This window comes from Enterobacter asburiae, from assembly GCA_011754535.1.
GTDB classification, from domain to species: Bacteria; Pseudomonadota; Gammaproteobacteria; order Enterobacterales; family Enterobacteriaceae; genus Enterobacter; species Enterobacter cloacae_N.
Map to the genome: position 1 here is coordinate 2,656,719 of JAAQVN010000001.1, position 22,396 is coordinate 2,679,114.

20 protein-coding genes are annotated in these 22,396 nt (G+C 53.9%); 12 read left to right on the forward strand and 8 right to left on the reverse strand.

The features are described 5' to 3' along the window. Positions 1 to 3: 3 nt before the first annotated feature. From HBM95_12515 to pspA, 6 genes are all read right to left on the reverse strand, one after another. A complete protein-coding gene (locus tag HBM95_12515; protein NIH43752.1) occupies positions 4 to 1,296 on the reverse strand; it encodes a carbohydrate ABC transporter substrate-binding protein in 1,293 nt (430 codons plus the stop codon). 13 nt (positions 1,297 to 1,309) lie between these two features. Further along, entirely contained in the window at positions 1,310 to 2,995 is a 1,686-nt protein-coding gene (locus HBM95_12520; GenBank protein ID NIH43753.1) for a sugar phosphorylase, read from the reverse strand. A gap of 195 nt (positions 2,996 to 3,190) precedes the next feature. Further along, positions 3,191 to 3,415: a phage shock protein PspD gene (gene pspD, locus HBM95_12525; protein ID NIH43754.1), complete on the reverse strand. Its 225-nt coding sequence runs from the start codon at positions 3,413 to 3,415 to the stop codon at positions 3,191 to 3,193. Positions 3,416 to 3,427: 12 nt separating this feature from the next. Further along, on the reverse strand, positions 3,428 to 3,787 hold the full coding sequence (pspC, locus tag HBM95_12530) for an envelope stress response membrane protein PspC (protein NIH43755.1): 360 nt from the start codon (positions 3,785 to 3,787) through the stop codon (positions 3,428 to 3,430). Continuing rightward, positions 3,787 to 4,011 (reverse strand): envelope stress response membrane protein PspB, encoded by a 225-nt coding sequence (gene pspB, locus HBM95_12535; protein NIH43756.1) that lies wholly within the window; start codon positions 4,009 to 4,011, stop codon positions 3,787 to 3,789. Before pspB ends, pspC begins: the two co-directional genes overlap by 1 nt. 53 nt (positions 4,012 to 4,064) lie before the next feature. Further along, positions 4,065 to 4,733: a phage shock protein PspA gene (gene pspA, locus HBM95_12540; protein NIH43757.1), complete on the reverse strand. Its 669-nt coding sequence runs from the start codon at positions 4,731 to 4,733 to the stop codon at positions 4,065 to 4,067. A 151-nt stretch (positions 4,734 to 4,884) separates the two neighbouring features. Here pspA and pspF point away from each other — a divergent pair, with 151 nt between their 5' ends. From pspF to HBM95_12575, 7 genes are all read left to right on the forward strand, one after another. Beyond that, positions 4,885 to 5,877 (forward strand): phage shock protein operon transcriptional activator, encoded by a 993-nt coding sequence (pspF, locus tag HBM95_12545; GenBank protein NIH43758.1) that lies wholly within the window; start codon positions 4,885 to 4,887, stop codon positions 5,875 to 5,877. Between the two features lie 88 nt (positions 5,878 to 5,965). After that, positions 5,966 to 7,606: a peptide ABC transporter substrate-binding protein SapA gene (gene sapA, locus HBM95_12550; GenBank protein ID NIH43759.1), complete on the forward strand. Its 1,641-nt coding sequence runs from the start codon at positions 5,966 to 5,968 to the stop codon at positions 7,604 to 7,606. Continuing rightward, on the forward strand, positions 7,603 to 8,568 hold the full coding sequence (sapB, locus tag HBM95_12555) for a peptide ABC transporter permease SapB (protein NIH43760.1): 966 nt from the start codon (positions 7,603 to 7,605) through the stop codon (positions 8,566 to 8,568). The genes sapA and sapB overlap by 4 nt, the downstream gene beginning before the upstream one ends. Next, positions 8,555 to 9,445, forward strand: coding sequence for a peptide ABC transporter permease SapC (sapC, locus tag HBM95_12560; protein NIH43761.1), 891 nt, complete (start codon positions 8,555 to 8,557; stop codon positions 9,443 to 9,445). Before sapB ends, sapC begins: the two co-directional genes overlap by 14 nt. Further along, entirely contained in the window at positions 9,445 to 10,437 is a 993-nt protein-coding gene (sapD, locus tag HBM95_12565) for a peptide ABC transporter ATP-binding protein SapD (protein NIH43762.1), read from the forward strand. Before sapC ends, sapD begins: the two co-directional genes overlap by 1 nt. 1 nt (position 10,438) lies before the next feature. Beyond that, positions 10,439 to 11,245, forward strand: coding sequence for a peptide ABC transporter ATP-binding protein SapF (gene sapF / locus HBM95_12570; GenBank protein NIH43763.1), 807 nt, complete (start codon positions 10,439 to 10,441; stop codon positions 11,243 to 11,245). Positions 11,246 to 11,406: 161 nt separating this feature from the next. Beyond that, complete coding sequence (locus HBM95_12575; protein ID NIH43764.1) at positions 11,407 to 12,321, forward strand: glycosyl transferase; 915 nt, start codon at positions 11,407 to 11,409, stop codon at positions 12,319 to 12,321. Positions 12,322 to 12,335: 14 nt separating this feature from the next. On the opposite strand, the gene HBM95_12580 is transcribed toward HBM95_12575, so the two are convergent. After that, positions 12,336 to 13,400, reverse strand: coding sequence for a HAMP domain-containing histidine kinase (locus HBM95_12580; GenBank protein ID NIH43765.1), 1,065 nt, complete (start codon positions 13,398 to 13,400; stop codon positions 12,336 to 12,338). Continuing rightward, positions 13,397 to 14,101 carry a response regulator transcription factor gene (locus HBM95_12585; GenBank protein ID NIH43766.1) on the reverse strand — a complete coding sequence of 235 codons (705 nt, stop codon included), beginning with the start codon at positions 14,099 to 14,101 and terminating at the stop codon, positions 13,397 to 13,399. The genes HBM95_12580 and HBM95_12585 overlap by 4 nt, the downstream gene beginning before the upstream one ends. 271 nt (positions 14,102 to 14,372) lie before the next feature. Here HBM95_12585 and HBM95_12590 point away from each other — a divergent pair, with 271 nt between their 5' ends. The 5 genes from HBM95_12590 (at position 14,373) to HBM95_12610 (ending at position 22,291) form a co-directional block, all read left to right on the forward strand. Then, positions 14,373 to 14,759, forward strand: coding sequence for a transporter (locus HBM95_12590; protein NIH43767.1), 387 nt, complete (start codon positions 14,373 to 14,375; stop codon positions 14,757 to 14,759). 228 nt (positions 14,760 to 14,987) lie between these two features. After that, positions 14,988 to 18,083 carry a multidrug efflux RND transporter permease subunit gene (locus HBM95_12595; GenBank protein ID NIH43768.1) on the forward strand — a complete coding sequence of 1,032 codons (3,096 nt, stop codon included), beginning with the start codon at positions 14,988 to 14,990 and terminating at the stop codon, positions 18,081 to 18,083. A gap of 253 nt (positions 18,084 to 18,336) precedes the next feature. Beyond that, positions 18,337 to 19,125: an enoyl-ACP reductase FabI gene (gene fabI / locus HBM95_12600; GenBank protein NIH43769.1), complete on the forward strand. Its 789-nt coding sequence runs from the start codon at positions 18,337 to 18,339 to the stop codon at positions 19,123 to 19,125. Between the two features lie 156 nt (positions 19,126 to 19,281). Further along, the gene (locus tag HBM95_12605) at positions 19,282 to 20,268 is read left to right on the forward strand and encodes a CMD domain-containing protein (GenBank protein ID NIH43770.1); all 987 of its coding nucleotides are present in this window, start codon (positions 19,282 to 19,284) and stop codon (positions 20,266 to 20,268) included. Positions 20,269 to 20,356: 88 nt separating this feature from the next. Next, on the forward strand, positions 20,357 to 22,291 hold the full coding sequence (locus HBM95_12610; GenBank protein ID NIH43771.1) for an exoribonuclease II: 1,935 nt from the start codon (positions 20,357 to 20,359) through the stop codon (positions 22,289 to 22,291). The last annotated feature ends 105 nt before the right edge of the window (positions 22,292 to 22,396 follow it).

The following is a 22,396-nucleotide window of genomic DNA, read 5'->3' on the forward strand; positions in this document are numbered from 1 at the left end:
CTCCTATCGTTGTGAAATCAGGTCAGTCAGTCGCTTTTGGCTCTTGCTAAGCGTTGCGCTGAGATCTTGTTTACCCACAGTGACGTTATGCACCATGGAGCTGATAATGCCGGAGCCTGTCACATCGCCCATGCGCGTGAAGTTTTTGTCGCCGACAGCGCCAAATACCTGCACGTTCGGGAACTGGGCGATCAGCTCATAAGGCAGTTGCCCAAACGCTTTAATCACGTCGTTGTTTTTCCAGGTGTCCGTGCCTACCACCAGCGTGTTCACCGGCAGCGCCGCGCCCGGCGACATCATGACCCAGTCGGTTGCGTTTTGAGCCTGCTCCATCCACGTCACAAACTTTTCAGCCGCTTGCGTTTCTTCTTCGCTTTGGCCGGTGGTGATCGTCAGCGACGTGACCATGCCGTAAACGGCAGAGGACTTTTCTGTAGGCACGACGAAGCCAAGGTTGGCAGGGTTACCATCCTGGAATACTGCCGGCAGGATGTAGGTGGAATAGACGGCCATCGGTGCAGAACCGTTCATGAAGGCATCTTTGATCTCCATAACGTCATTCGAGCCCGGCATGGTGGTCGCGGCCAGCGCTTTATAGAACGCCAGTGCTTTCGCCATTTCAGGGGTATCAATTTCAACCTTTCCGTTGGCATCAAAAACGTTCGCGCCGCCGGACAGCGCAAACTGAGAGAACGCCTGCTCGGTCATGACGCTTTCCGCGGTGGGCAGTGCAATGCCGTAATGTTTCCTGGCCGGGTCGTTAAGTTTCTGGCTGGCGTTCAGCAGCTGTTCCCAGTTATGCGGCTCCTGGATACCCGCGGCAGCAAGCACATCTTTGTGATACCAGACGCCGGACAGCCAGGCGCTCATCGGCACGCCCGTCCAGGCTGTACCGTCTTCGGTACGTACAACGCGCAGGATCCCGTCATAGAAGGTCTTTTCGCCTACCGCTTTAATGACGTCGCCGACAGCCTTGCGATCCAGCAGCTGTTCCTTATCCATGACTTTCGCGTAATCATGGCTGACTTCAATCACTTCAGGCAGCGCGCCCGTTCTGGCGAGCGTAATCACCTTGGTGTTGTAGGCGTCTTCTTCCACCGGTACCTGCTTCACCGTAATGCCAGGGTTTTCTTTCTCGAATTTTTCGATCAGTTTCGTAATAACCGCCTGACGCTCCTGCTCTACTGACGAGTGCATGAACTCAATGGTCACAGCAGACGCTTTATCATCCTTACAGCCTGATAACAGGGCGCACGAAACCAGCGCTGATAACAGCACAATTTTGGGCATTTTCATTTTAGGGTCCTTTTTAGTTTTCTTTAATCCACATAACCTGCCATGGATTGAGGGTCAGTTCTTTACCGCTAACAGCTTGTCCTGATAGTAATTCCATACCAGTAAGCGTGTCCCCATAAACGGTATGAACGTTATTACTAAAATTAAACAGCGCTGTAATTCTCTCACCATTTTCAGCCACGCGAACAATTTTAAGAATTTGTTCATCCAGTGATTCAAAAATTGCCTGTGCATCAGGGTGAAACGCACTTTCCCCACGTCGGATCGCAATATATTCGCTTAAACGGGAATAAATCTTATGACGAATGCTATTTTTATTATTAAGTTCAAGATCAACCTGACCCGCAGTATATTTCTTGCGGTTTATCGCGCGGTTATAGCCGAGGCGCTCGACCCCTTCATAATCGTTACGGGAGCCAAGAATGCTTTGAATATAAACGGCAGGTACGCCTGGGAAACTTAACAGTACCGCATGCGCCAGAATAAAGCGCGCAATGCGTTCATCATCGGAACTGTTTTGCGCACTTAACGCGTCAAGATAGGTCACATTGATTTCGTAAGGACTGCGCGTTCCGTCAGGATTATTTTTCCAGTTGACCAGTGCCCCTTCCTGCTGAAGTTTCTCAACCAGTGCGAGGATTTCTGATTCCGGCAAAATGCCGCGCAGCGGGTTCAGACCGATACCGTCATGAGACGCCAGGAAGTTGAACCAGGTAGTTTTTGTTGAAGGCAGCGCCAGCGATCCCGCCCACTGACAGAGAGCTTTAACATCCTGACAGTGCACTGCATGCAGCACCAGCGGTGGCAAGGAGAACTGATAGACCATCTGGGCTTCATTTTCACCGTCACCGAAGTAAGAGATATTGTCCTTATGAGGAACGTTAGTCTCAGTAATGATCACCGTTCCTGGTGCCACGGCCTCGGTAATGGCACGGAAAAGCTGGATAAGACAGTGGGTCTGTTCCAGATGGATGCAGCTTGTTCCAGGGATTTTCCACATAAACCCGACGGCATCCAGACGGATATAACGCGCCCCTTCCGCCAGGTAATGGAGCAGCACGTCAACCATCGCAATCAGCAACTGAGGCGAGGCGAAGTTGAGATCGATCTGGTCATCACTGAAGGTGGTCCAAAGATGACGCACGCTGCCATCATGCAGCGTAAATGGCGTCAGCAACGGTAATGCGCGAGGACGCGTTACCGCAGATAAATCGGTTTCAGGATCGACAGCAATAAAGAAATCTTCGTAGCCAGGTTTCTGCGCAAGATAATTAGCAAACCATTCACTTTTTGCTGACATATGGTTGCACACGAAATCAAACATTAAACTGGCGGACTGTTTTAAATCAGCAACGTCTTGCCAGGTTCCGGTTTCAGGCGCAACGTTGTGGTAATCAATAACGGAAAACCCGTCATCAGAGGACCACGGATAAAAAGGTAAAAGGTGGACATGGGAAAACGTGCGGGCAAGCCACTCATTATAAAAGCGGGTAAATACCGGCAACGCTTTCTCCCCTTTCGCGGAGAACTGATCGGCGTAGGTAATCAGAACAACATCTTTTTCATCCCAGCCTGATTTACGCTTTCCTGTAATATCAACAGCAGCTTGTTCAAGCTTTGTTAATAACATTTTAAAATGTGCTTCAGAAAATGATTCACCGTAAATATGATTGATAAGATTTTTAATTTTTGCGTTCACATTATTTTCCATGGTAGCGGTCCCACGAAAGGCAATCTACTCCCCTGAAAAATATCTGTCAACGAACCGGGAGGCTGAAAAACGCAATTACAAAGCAGCTCTGTGCAGTAATGTGAGCTGCCGCAAAGAAAGTGAGGGGAAAGGATGAAATGTCGTTGCCCTTCCAGGGAGAGAAAGGGCTAACGCGAGCGTAAATTATCGGGATAGGTAGCGGCGTGACAGGCGCTTTGCCGCTTTTTGCAACAGGGGTTCAAGGGCTACGGCCAGCAACATTCTGACCGGCTTGCGGGCAACAGATTTGATCGCCCAGCCCGCCACACCTGCCGGGCCGTAACGCAACGCCGTCATCAGAACCAGTTTACCTGCGATTTTCAGGCCGGGTTTTACCTTCTGACCGGCCTGCTGCCAGTTTTTCTTCATGTATATTCTCTCTTAAAGCTGACGAAAACGACTTCTCAGCGTAAAGGTATCGGATGTGACATAACGCTCCATCTCACGCAACCGCTTCTCACCGGCTGCCAATTGATCGTCAACCGCATTGAGAAGATCGTTACTGGTAGGCGCGCCTTCGGCAGCCAGCTCTCCTTCCGGCATCGGGTCAAGTACAAACGACAGAACGATGTATGCCACGAAAGTGATAAACGCCAGGCCAAAAAATATCGACAGCACCGTGACCACGCGAACCAGTTTGACCGGAACGTCAAGATAATGGGCCAGCCCGGCGCAAACGCCGCGCACCATGCCCTGCTGTGGAATTCGCCACAATTTTTTATTCAGATTTAGTCCTGACATTAACGGTCCCTCCAGTTAGGATGTTCTGCATCCAGGATAGCTTCCAGCGCCTGAATGCGATCGCGCATCTTATTCGCCTGCTCGGTAAGCTGCGCCAGACGTTGTTGTTCACTCTGGGATAAATCATCCCGCGATGACCGGTTGCTGTAGTGCAGCCATAACCAAATCGGCAAAACAAACAGCACGAAAATCGTCAGGGGAATGGCCAGGAAAAGCGCGCTCATGTGTACTCCTTGTCGTAGGATGCTTAGCGGCACGCTCAGGTGCCGCAACATTATTATTGGTTATCTTGCTTCATTTTGGCTTTCAATGCCGCCAGCTGCTCGCTGATTTCATCGTCCGCTTTCAGGTCGGCAAACTGTTGATCCAGCGACTTTTGCTTACCCATGCTGTGGCTCTCAGCTTCCGCTTCCATCTGATCGATACGACGCTCAAATGACTCAAAACGCGCCATGGCCTCATCCAGCTTGCCGCTGTCCAGCTGACGACGCACGTCGCGAGAAGAGCTTGCCGCCTGATGACGCAGGGTCAGCGCCTGCTGACGCGCCCGGGTTTCGCTCAGTTTATTTTCCAGCTCACCAATCTCTTTCTTCATGCGGGTGAGCGTGTCGTCCACCAGCGTTACTTCATGCTCAAGCGTAGCGATCATCTCCGCCAGCTTCTGCTTTTCAATTAACGCCGCGCGTGCCAGATCTTCTTTATCTTTGCGCAGGGCGAGTTCCGCTTTTTCCTGCCATTCATTGAGCTGAGCGGTGGCCTGCTCAATACGGCGCGTTAACTGTTTTTTCTCAGCCAGCGCACGGGCGGAGGTAGAACGCACTTCAACCAGCGTGTCTTCCATCTCCTGAATCATCAGGCGCACCAGCTTCTGCGGATCTTCCGCTTTCTCCAGCAGCGAGTTGATGTTGGCGTTCACGATGTCGGCAAAACGAGAAAAAATACCCATAATCAAATCCTCATAGTTCTGTTATCGGGCTATGCCCTGCTGTACTGATGATACAATTCCCGTGCCAACTTTTTATCTTATTGATTTTCCAAGGAGTGATTGATTTTTATTCATTACAGAACTATGCTGACCTGGTGAATATCGCTAAGGAGTGGTTAATTTCATCATGGCTCAATATAAAGATAACTTACTCGGCGAAGCCAACAGTTTTCTTGAGGTGCTGGAACAGGTTTCTCGCCTTGCGCCGCTCAACAAACCGGTGCTGATTATCGGCGAGCGCGGCACGGGTAAGGAACTGATTGCCAACCGTCTGCACTACTTATCCGGACGCTGGGACGGCCCCTTCATTTCTCTTAACTGTGCGGCGCTGAATGAAAACCTGCTCGACACCGAGCTGTTCGGCCACGAGGCGGGGGCATTTACCGGCGCTCAGAAGCGTCATCCGGGGCGTTTTGAGCGCGCCGACGGCGGTACCCTGTTCCTTGATGAACTCGCCACCGCGCCGATGCTGGTGCAGGAAAAACTGCTGCGCGTCATTGAGTATGGCGAACTGGAACGCGTCGGCGGCAGCCAACCGCTGCAGGTTAACGTGCGCCTGGTCTGCGCCACCAACGCCAATCTGCCGGAGATGGTTGCGGAGGAGAAATTCCGTGCCGATCTGCTTGACCGTCTGGCCTTTGACGTCGTCCAGCTTCCGCCCCTGCGCGATCGGAGAAGCGACATCATGCTGCTGGCTGAACAATTTGCGATCCAGATGTGCCGCGAGCTCGGCCTCCCCCTGTTCCCCGGCTTCAGCGATTATGCGCGGGAGACGCTACTGGCCTACCGCTGGCCGGGAAATATCCGCGAGCTGAAGAACGTTGTGGAGCGTTCTGTATACCGCCACGGCAGCAGCGAGACGGAGCTGGACAATATCATTATCGATCCTTTTCAGCGCAATGCGCCATCGCTACCCATGCCATCGTCTTCAGGCGACGCCCCAACGCTCCCGCTGGATTTACGCCAGCTCCAGCACGACCAGGAGCAACAGCTGCTTGAGCAAAGTCTGAAGGCGGCGAAATATAACCAGAAACGGGCGGCTGAACTTCTGGGCCTGACCTACCATCAGTTACGGGCATTGCTCAAAAAGCATCAAATGCGCTGACAATATCGGCACTTGCCCGCAGACATTTTTACGAAGCAGGCGTAAGTGCGATACACTTTGCAGATCGAACCTAAAAACCTTAAAAATTATGCGTCTGGTTTTATCGTCCTTTTTTGCACTCGGTCTGTTCAGCGGCCTGGCGTTTGCTGCGCCCGGGCAAACTACGCAGCCTGACATCCGTGACAGCGGCTTCGTTTATTGCGTGAGCGGCCAGGTAGATACCTTTAACCCGCAAAAAGCGGGCAGCGGCCTTATTGTGGATACGCTCGCCGCGCAGCTGTATGACCGCCTGCTTGATGTCGACCCGTACACCTACCGCCTGGTGCCTGAACTTGCGGAAAGCTGGGAAGTCCTGGACAACGGTGCAACCTACCGTTTTCGCCTGCGCGACGATGTCGCGTTTCAGCGCACGCCGTGGTTTACCCCCACGCGCAAGCTGAACGCGGATGACGTTGTCTTCACCTTCCAGCGCATCTTTAATCGTAACCACCTGTGGCATAACGTTAACGGGGATAATTTCCCCTATTTCGACAGTCTGCAGTTTGCAGACACTGTTAAAAGCGTGCGCAAGCTGGACAGCCGGACGGTTGAATTTACGCTGGCGCGCCCGGATGCCTCCTTCCTCTGGCACCTGGCGACCCACTATGCATCCGTCATGTCCGCCGAATACGCGGCGAAGCTGACGAAAAAAGATCGCCAGGAGCTGCTCGACCGCCAGCCGGTCGGTACCGGGCCGTTCCAGCTGGCCGAATACCGCGCGGGGCAATATATTCGCCTGCAGCGTCACGAACATTTCTGGCGCGGCACGCCGCTGATGCCGCAGGTGGTGGTCGATCTCGGTTCTGGCGGAACGGGACGGCTCTCGAAACTACTCACCGGGGAGTGTGACGTTCTCGCCTGGCCTGCCGCCAGCCAGCTCACGATTTTACGCGACGATCCGCGTCTGCGTCTGACGTTACGCCCGGGTATGAACATCGCTTATCTGGCCTTTAACACCGATAAGCCGCCGTTGAACAACCCTGCCGTTCGCCACGCGCTGGCGCTGGCAATTAACAATCAGCGCCTGATGCAGTCGATCTACTACGGCACGGCAGAAACCGCAGCATCAATTTTACCGCGCGCCTCGTGGGCCTACGACGGTGAGGCTAAAATTACGGAATACAATCCGGCAAAAGCGCGTGAACAGCTGAAGGCGCTTGGCGCAGAAAACCTGACGCTCCAGCTTTGGGTGCCAACCAGTTCCCAGGCGTGGAACCCGAGCCCGCTGAAAACCGCCGAGCTGCTGCAGGCGGATATGGCGCAGGTGGGCGTCAAAGTGATCATTGTACCGGTTGAGGGCCGTTTTCAGGAGGCGCGCCTGATGGACATGAATCACGATCTCACCCTGACAGGCTGGGCCACCGACAGTAACGACCCGGACAGCTTCTTCCGGCCGCTGCTGAGCTGTGCGGCGATAAATTCGCAGACTAACTACGCTCACTGGTGTAACCGGGAGTTTGACGCCGTGCTGCAAAAAGCGCTCTCTTCCCAACAGCTGGCCTCGCGCATTGACGCCTATGATGAAGCGCAGAAGATCCTCGCTCAGGAACTGCCCGTGCTACCGCTGGCCTCTTCCCTGCGTCTTCAGGCCTATCGCTACGATATTAAAGGTCTGGTGCTGAGTCCGTTCGGCAACGCCTCGTTCGCCGGCGTGTCGCGCGAAAAAGAACAAGAGGTGAAAAAACCATGATTATTTTTACCTTACGTCGACTCCTGCTGCTGCTGGTGACGCTCTTTCTGCTGACCTTTGTCGGCTTCAGCCTGAGCTATTTTACGCCGCACGCCCCGCTTCAGGGCTCATCGCTGTGGGATGCCTGGCTGTTCTGGTTTAACGGTCTGCTGCACTGGGATTTCGGCGTGTCGAGCATAAATGGGCAGCTTATCTCCGAGCAGTTGAAAGAGGTGTTCCCGGCCACGATGGAGCTGTGCATTCTGGCCTTCGGCTTTGCCCTGATGGTGGGTATCCCCGTGGGCATGCTGGCCGGGATCTACCGCAACAAATGGCAGGATAAGTTTATCAGCGCCCTCGCCCTGCTCGGCTTCTCTATCCCGGTATTCTGGCTGGCGCTGCTGCTGACGCTATTCTTCTCGCTGACGATGGGCTGGCTGCCGGTCTCTGGCCGTTTTGACCTGCTCTATACGGTTAAAACGGTGACGGGTTTTGCCATCATTGACGCGTGGCTTTCCGATTCGGTGTGGCGCCATGAGATGATCGTCAGCGCCCTGCGCCATATGGTATTGCCGGTGCTGACGCTGGCGGTTGCGCCGACGACCGAGGTGATCCGCCTGATGCGCCTGAGCACCATCGAGGTGTTTGAGCAGAACTATGTCAAAGCTGCTGCCACGCGCGGATTATCGCGCCTGACCATACTGCGCCGCAACGTCCTGCACAACGCTCTGCCGCCGGTGATTCCGCGTCTTGGGCTGCAGTTCTCCACCATGCTTACGCTGGCCATGATCACCGAGATGGTCTTTAGCTGGCCAGGGCTGGGACGCTGGCTGATTAACGCCATCCGCCAGCAGGATTACGCCGCTATCTCAGCGGGTGTGATGGTGATTGGTTCGCTGGTCATTATTGTTAACGTGTTGTCCGATATTTTGGGTGCGATGGCTAACCCATTGAAGCATAAGGAATGGTATGCCTTACGATAACGTATACAGTGAAAAGCGCACGCCCGGTGCGCTGCGTACCGTGTGGCGTAAGTTCTATGGTGACACCACGGCAATGATTGGTCTTTATGGCTGTGCCGGTCTGGTATTGCTTTGCCTCTTTGGCTCGTGGTTTGCGCCTTATGGCATCGATCAGCAGTTCCTTGGCTATCAGCTGCTGCCGCCTTCCTGGTCTCGCTACGGCGAAGTCTCTTTCTTCCTCGGCACTGACGACCTCGGACGCGACGTGTTAAGCCGTCTGTTAAGCGGGGCCGCCCCGACGGTGGGCGGCGCGTTTGTCGTGACGCTCGCGGCGACGATCTGTGGACTCGCGCTCGGTATTTTCGCGGGCTCCACGCATGGCCTTCGCTCGGCGGTGCTGAACCACATTCTGGACACGCTGCTGTCGATTCCTTCTCTGCTGCTGGCAATCATCGTGGTTGCCTTTGCCGGCCCGCATCTGTCACATGCCATGTTCGCCGTCTGGCTGGCTATCCTGCCCCGCATCGTGCGCTCGGTTTACAGCATGGTGCATGACGAGCTGGAAAAAGAGTATGTCGTTGCGGCCCGTCTGGACGGTGCGACGACCTTCAACATTCTGTGGTTTGCCGTTCTGCCAAACATCGCTGCCGGGCTGGTCACCGAAATCACCCGGGCGCTGTCGATGGCGATCCTGGACATCGCTGCGCTCGGTTTCCTCGACCTCGGCGCGCAGCTGCCGTCCCCTGAATGGGGGGCGATGCTCGGTGACGCGCTGGAATTGATCTACGTGGCACCGTGGACGGTTATGCTGCCGGGGGCGGCGATTATGGTAAGCGTGTTGCTGATCAACCTGCTGGGCGACGGTATTCGCCGTGCAATTAACGCGGGGGTGCAATAATGCCGCTTCTTGATATTCGCAACCTCACCATTGAATTCAAAACCGGTGAAGGCTGGGTAAAAGCCGTCGATCGCATCAGCATCACCCTCGCCGAGGGCGAGATTCGCGGGCTGGTGGGGGAATCCGGCTCGGGCAAAAGCCTGATCGCCAAAGCTATCTGCGGCGTGGCGAAAGATAACTGGCGCGTAACCGCCGACCGTATGCGGTTTGACGATATCGACCTGCTGCGCCTCTCCCCGCGCGAGCGGCGTAAGCTGGTCGGCCATAACGTCTCGATGATTTTCCAGGAGCCACAGTCCTGCCTCGATCCGTCCGAGCGCGTAGGCAAACAGCTGATGCAGAACATTCCCGGCTGGACCTATAAAGGCCGCTGGTGGCAGCGTTTCGGCTGGCGCAAACGCCGCGCCATTGAGCTGTTGCACCGCGTCGGGATCAAAGATCATAAAGACGCGATGCGCAGCTTCCCGTACGAGCTTACCGACGGCGAGTGCCAGAAAGTGATGATTGCCATCGCGCTGGCTAATCAGCCACGTTTGCTGATTGCGGATGAGCCGACGAACGCAATGGAGCCAACCACGCAGGCGCAAATTTTCCGCCTGCTGTCGCGCCTGAACCAGAACAACAACACCACCATATTGCTGATCAGCCATGACCTGCAAATGCTCAGCAAGTGGGCGGATAAAATTGACGTGATGTACTGCGGACAAACGGTCGAAACTGCCCCCAGTGAAGACCTGATCACCGCGCCGCACCATCCGTACACGCAGGCGCTTATCCGCGCCATTCCGGATTTTGGCAGCGCCATGCCGCACAAGAGCCGTCTGAATACCCTGCCCGGGGCGATTCCGCTGCTGGAATCATTGCCAATAGGCTGTCGTCTGGGGCCGCGTTGTCCGTATGCTCAGCGTAAATGTATCGAAACACCGCGCCTGACCGGCGCCAAAAATCATCTTTACGCCTGTCATTTCCCGCTGAACATGGAGAGAGAGTGAAATGGTCGAAACCTTGCTGGAAGTCCGCAATCTGAGTAAGACCTTTCGCTACCGCACGGGGCTGTTTCATCGTCAGACTGTCGAAGCGGTGAAGCCGCTGAGTTTTACCCTGCGTGAAAAACAGACGCTGGCGATCATTGGCGAAAACGGCTCCGGCAAATCCACGCTGGCGAAGATGCTTGCCGGCATGGTCGAGCCCACCGCTGGCGAAGTATTGATTGACGATCATCCTCTGCAGTTTGGCGATTACTCTTTCCGCAGCCAGCGCATCCGCATGATCTTCCAGGATCCGTCAACCTCGCTTAATCCACGCCAGCGCATTTCGCAGATCCTTGATTTCCCTCTGCGTCTGAATACCGAACTGGAGCCAGAGGCGCGCCGCAAGCGTATCTTCGAAACCCTGCGTATGGTTGGGCTGTTACCGGATCATGAAAGCTACTACCCGCATATGCTGGCCCCGGGTCAGAAACAGCGTCTGGGCCTGGCGCGCGCGTTGATTCTGCGCCCGAAAGTGATCGTTGCTGACGAAGCGCTTGCCTCGCTGGATATGTCGATGCGTTCGCAGCTGATTAACCTGATGCTGGAATTGCAGGAAAAACAGGGGATCTCGTATATCTACGTCACCCAGCATCTGGGAATGATGAAGCACATCAGCGACCAGGTGATGGTTATGCACCAGGGGGAAGTCGTCGAGCGCGGCAGCACGGCGGATGTGATGGCCTCCCCGCTTCATGAGCTGACGAAAAGGCTGATTGCTGGTCATTTCGGTGAAGCATTGACCGCCGATGCGTGGAGAAAGGACCGTTAAGTGCCGCGGTAAACACAGATTGCTCCGCTTAAATAAGGATTAAATAGTCTGCACGCGCTATTTAATCCTTTAATTTTTTGTCTCCATCCCTGCTCCATAGTTTAAGCACTATCCATCAACAGTTCTTCTCCAGAATATCCGGATATTACGGAGGAGAAGAAATGAACACCGCCACTTATGTTCTGAAATACGCAGAGTATCTCATCAGAAAATGCCGTTCATATTTAATGACGGACCTTAATTTTCATACTGCAAGGCTCGAAAAGACATCAGGGAAAACCCCTGACATTAAATCACCCACTACGTTGAGTGAAAAAATCTGCCATCGACTGGTCTATGACCATAATAATCTCTACACAATGCTTGCCGATAAACTCGCAGTCCGTGAATACGTTGCGTCCAGAACAACGCGAGTAAAAGCGGTGCCCCTGATTGGAGTATACCGCAGGTTTTCGCATATTGATTTTTCAACACTGCCCGATCAATTCGTCCTTAAGTGCAATCATGATAGTGGTAGCACAATAATCTGTACAAACAAAGACCAGTTCAATTACCGGCAGGCCCGAAAAAAGCTCAATCTCGCATTAAAGAAGAATTTGTATTACACCACGCGCGAGTGGCAGTACAAAAATATTATACCCGTTATACTGTGTGAGCCTTATGTCGATCTTTTCAATAATGCGGACAGGAACAGCACGCCGGAAATGCTGCGAATTCACTGTTTTCACGGCATCGCACACTATGTTGAGGCCGATTTTACGGATGACCGCGGCAGAGAGTTTATCAACGTTTACGACCGATACTGGAATTTACAGCCTTTCCGGATGGAATACCCTAATACGCCGGTAGCGCCCGGCGAGCCGGGGTTGTTCCGTGAGGCTTTGCTGGCCGCTCAGGAACTGGCGAATGGCCTTGACTACTGCCGCGTTGACCTCATGCTAAAAAGCAATGAAATTTACTTCAGTGAAATAACCTTAAGCCCAAAACGAGGCAAACTGCGTATTACCCCGATGGAGTGGGATACAAAATTAGGCGCTATATGGCAGTTGCCGCTATCGGCGGACAGGCCAGGCTGACCTCCCGCCAGGGCTCAGGCATCGGGCCAGGTCAGCTTGAACAGGGAGTGGTTTTGCTTCGATAAGGTATACGTTACGTCGCCACCATGAGCCAGCATGATGGCTTTTACCACCGATAAGCCTAAACCACATCCTTCAGGATTCAACTCTCTGGCACCATTATCCCGCTGGAAGGGTTGAAATAAGAAATCATGAAATTCTCTGGGGATGCCCGGCCCGCCATCCTGAATAAGAATAAAATTGCCTTTATCAGAGACGCCATTTTTTACGATGAGTTTCCGCGAAGTTGAATAATGTAATGCGTTGTCAAACAGAACGGCCAGACACTGATTGATGCGCAAGGGGTCGAACACGCATCGCTGTTCTCTCAGCTCAGTCTTAAGCGTAAATTGGTTGCGTTTGAACTCGGGCATGAAAGTATCAAGCGCATCCTGGATTGTGCCTTTGAGGTCTGTTCTGGATTTATACAACGTATAACCCGCCCCGCCGTCCGAGCTGATCACCCGGAGATCTTCAATCAAACGGGTTAACCCCTCAGTCTGTCTGAGAAGGTTATGAAAGAGTTGCGGATCCGGCTCAAAGACGCCGTCAACCAGCCCCTGAAGCCGACCGCGTAAAATCGTGACCGGGGTTCTCAGCTCATGGGCAATGGCGGCATTCCAGGATTTCCTCTGAATATCCAGCGTCTGGAGTTTTTCCGCCATTTCATTGAAATCCGTGACCAGATGATTGACCTCTCCGAGCCGGGAGCTGGCACAATAAGCCCGGGCGTCCAGTTGACCCTGAGAAATTTTTCTCAGGCTGGACGCTACCGCGTTTAACGGGGTGAGTATTCGCGAAGAAAGTTTGATCGTTAAAAATATCGCGATTATCAGACTGATTGTTGTGGCGGTCCCGATCCACACCCAGTCCCACATCGTCATCTGCTCATCATCACCCGCAACGGCGCCGCCGGGGAGGTGATCGAGAATAAAAGAGTAAAAAAACCAGGAGCCCAGTACCGCAATGGCAATTATCGTAAACGTCAGCAGCAGCATATACGTTAAGATCTGCCGACTCAGGACAGAATCTCTGTTCATTTTTTCTCCCCAAGCCGATAGCCCATCCCCCGAATACTTTCAGGAATGCCATAAAGGCCCGCAAGCTCCAGCTTTTTACGCAGCTTGCTCATATGGCTGTCTACCGTTCTGTCGAGCGTATCGCCCTCCGGCAGACATGCGTTGAGTAACTCTTCCCTGGAACAGACCTTACGCGGGTATCTCACCAGATAAGTAAGAAGTTTAAATTCCGTCGTCGTTAATACCGGCGAGACCACCTCTTCGCCCGCGGTGACCTCAACGTAGAAATCGTCCGGATAGACCGTAATAAAAGGCGTCCTGAGAGGCACGGCCCCCGCCTGCTGGAGAGCCGGTTTGGTTCTGCGCAGCACCGCTTCAACCCGCGCGACCACTTCGGATGGGTTGAAAGGTTTGATGACGTAATCATCCGCGCCAAGCCGCAGCCCCATCAGCTTATCCACGTCCTGATCGAGAGCGGACACCATAATAACAGGCACGGTACTTTCCTGGCGGAGCGTCGTGAGTACGCTCCAGCCATCGCACAGGGGCAAATGGATGTCCAGCAAGATAAGATCCGGTTTATGGAGTCGATTGAGCGCTATCGCCTGTTCGCCCTGCCGGGCTCTCAGCGTTTTCATCCCTGAACGCTCCAAGTAACTCATCAATATATCGGCAATTTCGTCTTCATCTTCAACAACAAGGATTAGAGTATTTTTGTTCATTTTATCTCCGCGGGTGAAATCCCTTTGAGCACGCTATCAGATATCTTTAGCACAATAAGACACAGGCTCCGGGAAAAAGTGCCGTGGCCGCGAAAATTTCCTGGGTTAATTTAAGTGTCCGGCAATTTCTCCATACAGCCTACACATTCAGTCAATAAAGGCTCGACAATGACAGTCCAGAATAGTTATTCGGAGTTAAACCGTCTTCCGTTTAACGTAGTAAATACCCCTGTCGCTTAAAGGCTTTCTGAATTTGGTTGAGATAATGAACATGGAACTTTCGAAATACCTCTCTCCTAAAAAAATCGGCATATTCTCCCTGTTCCTGCTGCTAACGTGGGGATTACTTTATACGTGGCTGATACTGATGCATAAAATGGATGAAAAAGTCGCCGCAACGCTGCCCTCTTCCCCCATTATCTATGGCTGCATTGCCTTGTCGGTTGTCTCTCTGATAATACAAAACAAAGCAGGTGCATTCACAGAATTACTTCTCATCGCCTTCTGGCTGATGGTGATTTTTGTTTATCTCATTATTACGTTCACTGTTCTGCTGAACGCTACGCCAGATTTTAACGATCTGGTGTTTTACTACGAGTGTTATTTAATTCTGTTTTTTGGCGGTGCACCGCTTTACCTCATCATGAGAATGATTTAAACAACCGCGCTGTTTCGCTCCACACTCTCTCCATAAACCGCCCATGTCCGCTAAACAGGCGAGCTGTAGAGTCTCCATCACACCATTTGAACAAAAATAACTCACTGAAATAGTTATATACCTGTTACCCATAATGATGAACTTCACTAATAACCGTCGTTCTCCTCAGGGATACCGGCAAGCGCGTGTCAACCGACGACGAAATTCACGTATCTGGAAGTTAAATTAATGCCTCATTTTTTTATTGAACGTCCCATTTTCGCCTGGGTAGTGGCGCTTTTTATCGTCCTGGCGGGTGTATTGTCTATCCCCCGGCTGCCGGTTGCGCAGTATCCGGCGGTGGCACCGCCTGGGATCATTATTTCTGTCACCTACCCGGGTGCCAGCCCCGATATTATGAATACTTCAGTGGTGTCGTTAATTGAGCGCGAAATATCTGGCGTCGATAATTTGCTCTACTTCGAATCATCCAGTGACACAACCGGTTCTGCGTCTATTACCGTGACGTTTAAGCCCGGCACGGACATCAAGCTGGCGCAGATGGACCTTCAGAACCAGATCAAAATTGTGGAGCCGCGTTTGCCACAGGCGGTCAGGCAAAATGGTATCAACGTCGAGGCGGCAAATTCCGGATTTTTAATGATGGTGGGATTGAAATCTCCAACCGGTAAATTTGAGGAGGCCGATTTAAGCGATTATTTCGCCCGGCATGTCAGCGACGAACTTCGCCGCGTACCTGGAGTAGGGAAAATTCAGCTTTTTGGTGGCGAAAAAGCGCTACGCATCTGGCTGGACCCAATGAAGCTTCATAGCTACGGACTTTCTGTGAGCGATGTGCTTACCGCTGTTGGCCAGCAAAATGCCCTGGTTTCACCCGGCAAGACGGGAGATGAACCGGCATCTGAAGGGCAAGGCGTAACGTATCCGATCGCCGTCAAGGGGCAGCTCGCTTCCGTAGAGGCTTTCAGGAATATTACACTGAAATCAGAGGCGTCCGGCGCAAGGCTGAAGCTGTCCGACGTCGCACGCATTGAGTCCGGCCTGCAAAGCTACGCTTTCGGCATCCGCGAAAATGGGGTACCCGCAACGGCTGCGGCAGTCCAGTTATCGCCCGGCGCCAATGCGATGAGTACGGCTGCAGGCGTACGCGCGCGCGTCGACGAACTTTCTCAGGTGTTGCCGGAAGGAATGATGTTTACGGTTCCCTTCGATACCGCGCCTTTTGTGAAGCTTTCCATCATGAAGGTGGTGCAGACATTTGTAGAAGCGATGGTCCTGGTCTTCCTCGTGATGCTGCTGTTTCTGCACAAGATACGCTGTACGCTTATCCCGGCGATTGTTGCCCCCGTCGCACTTCTTGGCACCTTCACGGTGATGCTACTGAGTGGATACTCCATCAATATTCTGACCATGTTCGGCATTGTTCTGGCGATAGGGATTATCGTAGATGACGCTATTGTGGTCGTGGAGAACGTTGAGCGTCTGATGGAAGAAAAAAAACGCTCTCCGCGCGACGCAACCCGGGAGGCCATGAATGAAATCACGCCAGCAATTATCGGGATCACGCTGGTACTTACCGCCGTCTTTATTCCCATGGGGTTTGCTGAAGGATCCGTCGGGATTATTTATCGACAATTTTGTATCTCCATGGCGGTATCGATACTGTTGTCGGCATTTCTTGCCCTCACGCTGACCCCCGCGCTTTGCGCGACGCTACTTAAGCCTCACAGCGCAGAGAAGCACGGTGGCGGCAGGTTCGCGGCAGGGTTTAACGCCCGCTTTCGTACGCTCACGAGGTGGTACGAATCCGGGCTGGGCACGGTGCTAAGACGAACCGGGCGTATGCTGCTGCTGTACGTTGCGCTTTGCGCTGCGCTGTTTTTGGGGCTTTCTTCGCTGCCCTCGTCCTTTCTGCCGGATGAAGATCAGGGCTATTTTATGTCCTCAATTCAGCTGCCTTCCGATGCCACCATGCAGCGCACCCTGAACGTGGTTAAAAAATTTGAAGAGGAAATTGCGGCCCGGCCGGATATTGAAAGCAACATTATGATCCTGGGGTTTGGTTTTTCAGGATCGGGCCCGAATTCGGCCATGGGCTTCACCACGCTGAAAGACTGGAAAGATCGGCAGGGTTCGACTGCACAAAATGAAGCTGACCATATACAGGCCAGCATGGCGAGCGTCTCTGATGCCGTCACGATGAGCCTGCTCCCGCCGGCCATTTCGGATATGGGCACCTCCTCGGGCTTCACCTGGTACGTGCAGGACAGGGCGGGACTGGGCTACGAGGCGTTAAAGAGTGCGACCGATGCGCTGGTTGTGAAGGCTAATCAGCGTCCTGAACTGAGTGACGTGTATATAGACGGTCTGCCGGAAGGAACAAGTCTGGCCCTTCACATTGACCGGGAAAAAGCGGAAGCACTGGGCGTTTCATTCGATGAAATCAACCAGACGCTCTCGGTCACCATGGGGTCGAACTACGTTAATGACTACCCGAACAACGGCCGCGTTCAGCAGGTCATTATTCAGGCCGATGCCCCTTACCGCATGCAGCCTGAGCAGATCCTGAAATTATCGGTAAAAAACCGTATGGGGCAGATGGTGCCAGTATCTACGTTTGCGACGCTTTCCTGGAACGTTGCGCCGCAGCAGTTGACGCGTTATCAGGGATATTCTGCTATCCGCATTACCGGCAGTGCGGCCCCGGGCACATCCAGCGGTACCGCAATGAGGGCCATGGAGACGTTGTCACGAGATTTACCGCAGGGGATGGCCGGCGAGTGGGCCGGGAGTTCATTGCAGGAGAGAAAATCCGAATCTCAACTCCCGGGTCTGATCGTTCTGTCGATACTGGTCGTGTTCATGGTGCTCGCCGCCCTGTATGAGAGCTGGTCAATTCCCTTTGCGGTGATGCTGGTCGTTCCCCTGGGGCTTATCGGTGCGGTGGCTGCCGTTTCCGTTGCGGGCACGACGAATGATGTTTTCTTTAAGGTCGGTCTTATTACCCTGATAGGCCTCTCCGCCAAGAACGCCATTCTGATTGTCGAGTTTGCAAGGCAGCTCCACCGGGAAGGACAATCCCTGCTGGCGGCAACGATACAGGCCGCAAGCCAGCGCCTGCGCCCTATTCTGATGACATCGTTAGCCTTTACGTTAGGGGTGGTGCCACTGATGCTGGCGCGTGGCGCGAGTGACAGCACGCAGCACGCTATCGGCACCGGGGTGTTTGGCGGCATGATTAGCGGCACGCTTCTCGCGATCTTCTTCGTCCCGGTATTCTTTATTGTCGTTGCGCGTTTCGTTGAAGACGCCAGGGACGGATAGCGGATCCTCGCTGGTTGGATGAGGCGAAGCTGCTGCCGGGTGATATACTGGACGAATGCTGAAATTTTGAGCCCCCGCCAGCCCGCGCCTCACCTTTTAGGGCATTCGTCTTCAGAGATCGGCGAGAAATATCGTGACACAAGGGGCCGTGAGTGGGCTATAATTTCGAGCTAATTTCGAATGATTTTGAAATACTGCCTGTAACGCTATGAATTACAAGGCAAAATAAGCAATGAATATAAGGATTAAAGCTATGGGTTTTCTTTCCGGTAAGCGCATTCTGGTGACTGGCGTTGCCAGCAAACTGTCCATCGCATACGGCATCGCACAGGCAATGCATCGCGAAGGCGCTGAGCTGGCGTTCACCTACCAGAACGACAAGCTGAAAGGCCGTGTTGAAGAGTTTGCCGCGCAGCTGGGTTCCAGCATTGTTCTGGAATGTGACGTTGCACAAGACGAAAGCATCGACGGCATGTTTGCTGAACTGGCAAAAGCATGGCCGAAATTCGACGGTTTCGTTCACTCCATTGGCTTCGCTCCTGGCGACCAACTGGACGGCGACTACGTGAACGCGGTTACCCGTGATGGCTTCAAAATCGCTCACGACATCAGCTCCTACAGCTTCGTAGCGATGGCAAAATCCTGCCGCGCGATGCTGAACCCGGGTGCAGCCCTGCTGACCCTGTCCTACCTGGGCGCTGAACGTGCTATCCCTAACTACAACGTTATGGGTCTGGCGAAAGCGTCTCTGGAAGCCAACGTACGCTACATGGCAAACGCAATGGGTCCAGAAGGCGTGCGTGTTAACGCCATCTCTGCGGGTCCTATCCGTACCCTGGCGGCGTCCGGCATCAAAGATTTCCGTAAAATGCTGGCACACTGCGAAGCGGTTACCCCGATTCGTCGTACCGTTACCATTGAAGATGTGGGTAACTCTGCTGCATTCCTGTGCTCTGATCTTTCCGCAGGTATCTCCGGCGAAGTGGTTCACGTTGACGGCGGCTTCAACATCGCTGCAATGAACGAGCTGGAAATTAAATAAGCTGTGGCTCTCTTCCCGCACGGGAAGAGAGCTTACCCCCTCCGCACTCCCCCCTTCGTTATTCCGTTCTGCTATTTGTTATCACCTAACAATATTTTTCCCTTTATCTGCCTTACGCCAGGATATTGATCGCCATTTTGAGATCAAGGAACGCACATGGAACAACGCCGTTTTTCCGGCAAAGGCCACTGGTATCACGAAACCCAGTCAAACCACGCGCAGCCGGATGTGCTGCCTCTGGTGCCCGAAGCCGCTAACGTCGACGATCGTTTTTTGCTCGATTTAGCCCTGCCAGATGAGATTGTCGCCGCCTGTACCGGCTGGCTTGCTCCAGCCAGATCCTTATGCCACCAGCTGTTCCCACTCTCACTTCCCGTAAACCGCCTGCGAACGCTCAGCGCCTACGATCGGTTAAGTACCGCGTTGACGGTGGCGCAGGCCTGCGGCGTTCAACGGCTTTGCAACCACTACGCCGCCCTCCTCGCCCCGCTGCCGGGTCCCGACTCCTCCCGCGAAAGTAACCGACGGCTGGCGCAAATCACCCAGTACGCCCGCCAGCTCGCCAGCTCGCCTGACGTCATTGATGATAAGGCGCGAAACGAGCTTGATGAGGTAGGTCTGTCTACCTATGACATAGTGGTGATTAACCAGATAATCGGCTTTATCGGTTTTCAGGCGCGCGTGGTCGCCGTCTTTCAGGCGCTGCTTGGCCATCCCGTTCGCTGGTTGCCGGGCCATCATATTCAGCCACACAGCCTGCCGGCGTGCTCCGACGCGTGGATAGTGCTTCTGCCCGTTGTCGAGCTTCGCTATGCCAGTGCGCATCAACTTGAGTCCCTCTCCCGCTGGCAGGCAGAGCCCGCGCTTGAGGCGCTGACGCCGGTACTGTGTCATGAACCGACCTTGCTCGACCTGACGGGTGAGATCCTGATAAACAGCCGGGAAACGATTTCGCATCCTCCTCCAGCGCTTACGGCAGCAGCCGAATTGCTGACACGCTCGCCGGACCGCTTCAGTGCCGCACAATTTACCCCGCTAACGGAAGAAGGACTTACTGCCGTTCAGGCGATCAACCTGCTGAGCCAATGCGCGCTGGAGGGCTGGCTCAATCGGCTAAAAGTCGCTTCCGGCAAAGCGGAATAACCACACTCTTTCCCCAAAGAGCGCTTGCTGTAGCAGTGAGAATCGCGTAAAACTGTCAGCCGCTCAATGGCTACGAAAATAGAACATTATGTTTCAGGACAACCCGCTGCTAGCGCAGCTTAAACAGCAACTGCATTCCCAGACGCCGCGTGCAGAAGGGGTCGTGAAAGCCACGGAAAAGGGCTTTGGCTTCCTTGAAGTTGACGCGCAGAAAAGCTACTTCATTCCGCCACCGCAGATGAAGAAAGTGATGCATGGCGATCGCGTCATGGCCGTCATCCATACCGAGAAAGAACGTGAATCCGCCGAGCCGGAAGAACTGATCGAGCCGTTCCTGACCCGCTTTGTGGGCAAAGTGCAGAGAAAGGACGATCGTCTTTCTGTCGTGCCGGATCACCCCCTGCTGAAAGATGCCATTCCGTGCCGCGCCGCCCGCGGCGTTGAGCATGATTTTAAAGAAGGTGACTGGGCCGTAGCAGAAATGCGCCGTCATCCTTTGAAAGGCGACCGCGGTTTCTATGCTGAACTGACCCAGTTCATCACCTTTGGCGACGACCATTTCGTCCCGTGGTGGGTCACGCTGGCGCGCCATAATCTTGAAAAAGAAGCGCCGAACGGCGTGGCAACCGAGATGCAGGATGAAGGTCTGACGCGCCGCGATCTCACCGCGCTGGAGTTTGTCACCATCGACAGCGCCAGCACCGAAGATATGGACGATGCGCTCTACGCTGAAGAGAGCGCCGATAGCAAACTGCATTTGACCGTCGCCATTGCCGATCCCACCGCCTGGATCGTAGAAGGCAGCAAGCTGGACGAAACGGCGAAAATCCGCGCGTTCACGAACTACCTGCCGGGCTTTAACATCCCGATGCTGCCGCGCGAACTGTCTGACGACCTCTGCTCGCTGCGCCCAAATGAGGTGCGTCCGGTTCTTGCCTGCCGCATGACCATTGCCGCCGATGGCGCGATTGAAGACGATATCGAGTTCTTTGCCGCCACCATCGAATCCAAAGCCAAGCTGGCCTACGATAACGTCTCCGACTGGCTGGAAAATACCGGCAGCTGGAAACCTGAATCAGACGTCATAGCCGCGCAGCTCCGTCTGCTGCACCGCATCTGTCTGAACCGCGGCGAGTGGCGTAAAACCCACGCGCTGGTGTTCAAAGACCGACCGGATTATCGCTTTGTTCTGGGCGAGAAAGGTGAAGTGCTGGACATCGTGGCCGAACCGCGACGCATTGCGAACCGCATCGTTGAAGAGGCAATGATTTCCGCCAACATCTGTGCCGCACGCGTGCTGCGCGACAGGCTGGGCTTTGGTATTTACAACGTTCACACCGGATTCGACCCGGCCAATACCGAAGCGCTGGCGGCTCTGCTGAAGAATCACGATGTGCATGTTGATCCGGAAGAAGTGCTGACGCTGCCAGGCTTCTGCAAGCTTCGCCGCGAGCTGGACGCTCAGCCGTCCGGTTTCCTGGATAGCCGTATTCGCCGCTTCCAGTCCTTCGCGGAAATCAGCACCGAGCCAGGCCCGCACTTCGGCCTCGGTCTGGAGGCCTACGCCACCTGGACATCCCCAATCCGCAAGTATGGCGATATGGTTAACCACCGCCTGCTGAAAGCGATTATCAAGGGCGAAACCATTGCCCGGCCTCAGGACGACACGACCCTGCAGATGGCCGAGCGTCGCCGTCTGAACCGCATGGCGGAACGTGACGTAGGAGACTGGCTTTATGCGCGCTTCCTGCAGGATAAAGCCGGTACCGATACCCGTTTCGCGGCGGAGATCGTTGATATCAGCCGCGGCGGAATGCGCGTACGCCTGGTGGATAACGGTGCGGTAGCCTTTATCCCTGCTCCGTTCCTGCACGCCGTTCGTGACGAACTGATCTGCAGTCAGGAAAGCGGCACCGTGCAAATTAAAGGCGAGACGGTTTACAAAGTCACTGACGTGATTGACGTGACTATCGCTGAAGTTCGCATGGAAACCCGCAGTATTATTGCGCGCCCTGTCGCCTGATAACCTCTGCTAAATTGTCGGTCATTTCCGTTCGGAAAGGCCGACAATTTTTTCTCCCGTCTTTCCCCCCGCAAAAGCATCATTTTTCTTACTTTTTTCAGTCCC